The 4,833-nt window shown below is 68.4% G+C and carries 2 protein-coding genes and 1 tRNA gene; all 3 read right to left on the bottom strand.

Annotated features, from left to right (window positions below; genetic code table 11):
- Positions 1 to 9 precede the first annotated feature (9 nt).
- Positions 10 to 1,950 carry a radical copper oxidase GlxA gene (gene glxA, locus ABD236_RS28285; protein ID WP_344078390.1) on the bottom strand — a complete coding sequence of 647 codons (1,941 nt, stop codon included), beginning with the start codon at positions 1,948 to 1,950 and terminating at the stop codon, positions 10 to 12.
- On the bottom strand, positions 1,947 to 3,971 hold the full coding sequence (locus tag ABD236_RS28280) for a glycosyltransferase family 2 protein (protein ID WP_344078388.1): 2,025 nt from the start codon (positions 3,969 to 3,971) through the stop codon (positions 1,947 to 1,949). Before ABD236_RS28280 ends, glxA begins: the two co-directional genes overlap by 4 nt.
- Before the next feature lie 501 nt (positions 3,972 to 4,472).
- Positions 4,473 to 4,546 (bottom strand) — tRNA-Lys (locus tag ABD236_RS28275).
- Positions 4,547 to 4,833 lie beyond the last annotated feature (287 nt).

Genomic DNA, 4,833 nt, shown 5'->3' with positions numbered 1-4,833 from the left:
AAGCGGCAGCTACGGCACCTCCACCCAGGCCGCCCGGGACGGCACACCCTCCCCGTCCGTCACGAACAGCATGTACCACCCCGGAGGGACAAGGTTCCGGTTCTTCGGGACCGTGACCCGGACCCCGTCCGCCGTCTTCGCGACCTCCAGCGCCACCGACCGCTGATCGATGTCCGTGACGTGCGTCGTCGCACTGGGCCGGATCAGCCGCGCCGTCTTCACCGACGCCGCGTCCTTCGACTTGAACACCCCGCTCCCGCCCCGGGAAAGCGACTTGGGCCCCTCCCCGAGCTCGGGCCGGTGGTCGCCGCCCTTGTACAGATACGGCGGCGTGTAGATCTCGATCCGCTGCTCGAAGACGCCCGGCTTCGTGTCGTCCTTGTCCGCGAACAGGGAGTCCCCGCCGAAGGTGACGACCCGCCCGTCGGGCAGGAGCAGCGAGCCCGAGTGGTAGTTGCGGCCGACCTCCGGATCCGCCACCCGCCGCATCGTGCCCGTCTTCGCGTCGTAGATCCGCGCCTGATGGAGGTTGGAGCCGCCCCGGCCCCGGTAGTCCTTGGAGCCGCCGCTGATCAGCAGGGTGTCGTCGGGCAGGACGGAGGCCTCCGGATAGCGGGTGCCGTCGGAGAGCGAAGGGCCGTCCTTGAAGGACGGGTCGGGGTCCTTCAGGTCGACGATCCGGGTCTTCTTCGAGGCCTTGGCGGACTCACCGACCCCGCCCCCGCCGATCACCATGTACTTCTCGTCCTGCGCCGGCGGCAGCAGCACCGTCCCGGACGTCTCCATCTCCAGCGGGTCGCTCAGGCCGGGGATCTTGGTGAACTTGTTGCTGGTGAAGTCCCAGACGCCCGGGTCGCGGCCGACGTTGTCCGGCCCGTACCCCGCGTTGGAGCCCGAGTAGAACAGCTTGCCGTTCTGGAGCAGGAACACCGCCGGGTAGGTCGGGAACTGCATGATCCCCTTGGTGTACGTCCACTTCTTCGTCTTCGGGTCGTACACCTCGTTCTTGCCCGGCACCAGCTGCCCGATGTCGTCGAGCCCCGACAGCGCGAGGACCTTGCCGTCGGCCAGCGTCGTCAGCGTCGGGTACCAGCGCGCCTCGTTCATCGGGTCGACGGTGATGTACCGCTCGGCCACCGGGTCGAACTCGTACGCGTCCCTGATCCCCTGGAAGTCCTTCTTGTCCAGGGCGAGCTTCTGCGCGATGCCGTAGACGTTGCGGGCGTCGGTGCCCTTGAGGCCCTGGACGCGGTAGTTGTCCTCGGTGCCGGTCTCGTACTGGGTGCCGGACTCCTCGGCCTCCACGTAGATCCGGCCGAGCCCCGCCTCCGTACGCAGGAACCTGCCGGTCTTCTTGTCGAAGACCTTCTTGGCGCGCTGGACGAGGACGGGGTCCTTGGAGACGAACGTCTTGCCGTTGGACTTCCCGGTGAACCGGGTGCCCGCGGGCAGCGTGATCGGCTTGTCCGGGTCCTCGTTGTGGACGATCAGCAGACCGCCCGCCTTGGTGACGTCGCCCTGGAGCTTCTCGTACCGCTTGGTGCCGCCCGCGATCAGCAGTCTTCCGTCGGCGAGCTGGGTGTGGCCGGTGCAGAACAGGTCGTTCGGCGTGGGGATCTTCTTGAAGGTGTTCTTGTCCGGGTCCCACAGGACCGTGTCGAACTTCTTCGCGTCGAAGTTCTTGGCGTTGTTGCCGGAGCCCGCGACCAGCAGGACCTTGCCGGTGTGCAGCAGCGCGGCGTGGATCGTGTTGAGCCGGAACTCCTTGGGCATGGCGACCATGTCCCAGTGCCCGTTGTCGGCCTTGTACCCCGACTGGTTGATCTTGTACTCGTGGTACTGGTCCGAGGAGAACCGGTACAGCCAGGGCCCGTTGGCGCCCGCGAGCGCGAGGACCACCGCCGTACCGATCGCCCAGCGGCGGGTACGGCGGGTCGGACGGAATCTCATGGGTTACGTCCCCCAAGGGCGATCTGCACGGTCTGGTCGGCGGGCGGCTGGCCGGTGTCCCCGGCGGGCCGTTCGGCGGCGGTCTGCGGGGCGGCGGTCTGCTGGGCGCCGGTCTGCTGGGCGGGCGCCGCCGGGGCGCCGGGGTGCTGCTGCGGCGTCCCGGGCGCCCACTGCGGGCGCTCCTGCGCGTGCGGGGCGGCGGCCGGCGGGCCGGAGCGCCTGCGCTTGCCGCGCTTCTTCTTCTCCGCCCGTACGGTCCACCGCCAGCCGATGATCGGCGCGGCCGTGATCAGCATGGCCAGGGCGGCCCAGGTGATCATCGCGGGGTGGCTGTGGCCGTTGAAGAAGGACGAGACGAGCGAGCCGCCGAACAGGGCGATGAAGAAGAGGTGGATGCGGAAGGTGCCGAAGAGCGTGTCGGGGCTGGAGGAGTCGCCCTTGGGGGTCACCACGAAGGAGCTCTTGCGGCGCAGTACGGCGTCCATCAGCGAGCGGGCGTAGATCGGCGCGGAGAGCGCGGACATCACCATGCCGGCGATCCCGCCGGAGCCCTCCGGCTCGTGCGGCGAGACGTTGTGGCGCCGGTTCCAGATGTAGAGCCCGATCTGGAGGGCCGAGGCGTTGCCGTACAGCATCATCCAGATGACCGGGTCGATCTGCACGCCCGAGGCGCCGAGCCCGAGGAACAGGGCGCAGCTGAGCGCCGCCAGGATCCAGTTGAGGGCCGACATCGGATAGAAGATGATCATCATCGTGTAGTTGAAGAGCTTGCCCGCCGGCAGACTGCCGAAGCCCTTCCAGTACTGCTTGAGGATCGTCTCGTACGTACCTCTCGACCAGCGCAGCTGCTGGGTGAAGAAGTCGGTCCAGGCGCTCGGGCCCTCGCCGACGGCCAGCACGTCCGGGGTGTAGACCGAGCGCCACTTCCGCCCCGTCGCCGGGTTGGTGGCGCGGTGCATCTCGAAGCCGGTCGCCATGTCCTCGGTGATCGAGTCGTAGAGCCCGCCGATCTGCTTGAGGGCGCTGATGCGCACGGCGTTGCTGGTGCCGACGAACATGGGCGCGCCGTACTTGTTGCCGGCCCGCTGGATCAGCGCGTGGAAGAGGAACTGCTGGGACTCGGCGGCCTTGGTGACGAAGGTGTCGTAGTTGCCGTAGACCTGCGGGCCGATGACGAAGCCGACGTCGGGGTCGCGGAAGTAGCCGAGCATCCGCTCCAGGTAGTTGGGCAGCGGCACGTGGTCGGTGTCGACGGAGGCGAAGAAGTCGTACTCGCCGCCGTGCGCCTCCAGCCAGGCGTTGTAGTTGCCGTGCTTGGTCTTGGCGCGGTGCGGGCCGGTGGGCTGGTTCCAGCGCGCGACGCCCTTGCGGGAGAAGTGGTGCACGCCCAGGCGCGCGCACACCTCCTTGACCGCCGGGTCGTCGCCCTCGTCGAGCAGCCAGACGTGCATCAGACCGCGGTGGCGGATGCGGACCGCGGCCTCCAGCGTCTTGGTCACCATCTCCAACGGCTCCTTGCCGGGCACGAAGGAGGTGAGGAAGGCGACCTTGGTGCCGGTCTCGGGCACCACGGGGATCGGGTCGCGCGCCACCAGCGTGGCGTGCGCGTTGGAGAGCACGTTCATCGTCCGGAACAGCTCGATCAGCCCGATCGAGACCAGCATGACGACGTCCAGGACCAGCAGGGACTGGGAGGCGTGGTCGCGCTTGGTCCAGTGGTCGGGCTGCATCAGCCAGGCGAACAGCCCGAGCGAGACCAGCGGGGCCGCGCCGAGGAGCAGGGCCGCGCGTATCCGGTGCGGCTCCTGCGAGAGCAGCGAGCGGTAGCGCACGCGGTACGGCTTGGCCGGGTCCGGCTGGGTCAGCGGCCCGGCCAGTCTGCTGTAGTGCTCGTAGTCGTAGCGCGGCAGCGACTTCTTCAGCCGCTGCCGGGCCCCGGGCCGCAGATGCGGCGGGAGCCGGAGCTGGGTGGTCTGGGACGGGTCGTCGTGGTGCCGGGCGCCGGTAGGCGTCGACGTCATGAGTCATCCCCCCGCACGCAAAGGTCAGGTTGCGTGTGTCGTTGTTCTGTCGTCCGCGCCGGTCCCCCTCGACCCTGCGGACGTACTGATGGTCGGTCAAAGGGCGGGCCACACCCCTCGATCCAGACATGGGAGGAGGCCCTTCCGGTTGCATGATGCCTTCATCGGCACCGAATCATGAACGGGGCCCCCACCCCGCGGTCAGATCAACCGGGACATTCCCCTCCGAACCACACGCGCGGCCTCCAAGCCAGGGCGCCGCACACCCCCTTGGGACCGATGGCCCCCAGCCAGGTTTCTATGTCCGGCGGCTTGATCGCAAGGGTGAAACAAGCTGTTTACCGGTCATACGAGGGCTTTACGGGGCGCTTGTGCAGGGCGTGCGGATTTCGGGTGGAGCTCCCGTGGCAGCGCGATGCGCTGAACGGCGCGGGAGGCGCGGGCGCACGCCGGGAACGACCGCAGCCCCCTCACCGATGGTGAGGGGGCTGCGGCTGTCTGTGCGCCGCCAGGGACTCGAACCCCGGACCCGCTGATTAAGAGTCAGCTGCTCTAACCAACTGAGCTAGCGGCGCCTGCTGACATCGAGAACTCTACCGGACTCGGACGGGTGGTTCTGACCAGCGCCACGCGGTGAGATGTTCGTTTCATCCGTTTTGATCCGTCACAATGCGGTTTGGGTGGACGGTTGGAAGGCTGTGGCCCGTGCAGAAGCGCAGAAAAGATCTTCAAAGACCACAAGATCGCCGAGAGCGGCAGGTGACGCCCATGACGGTGCCGGTGTTCGAGGAGTACGAGCCGGCGGGCGAGTGCGGTTGCGCGGGGTGCGCGGAGCGGCGGCGGACCGCCGCCCCGGCGTCGC

Source organism: Streptomyces crystallinus (assembly GCF_039521265.1).
Taxonomy (GTDB): domain Bacteria; phylum Actinomycetota; class Actinomycetes; order Streptomycetales; family Streptomycetaceae; genus Streptomyces; species Streptomyces crystallinus.
This window is presented reverse-complemented; position numbering and strand designations above follow the sequence as displayed.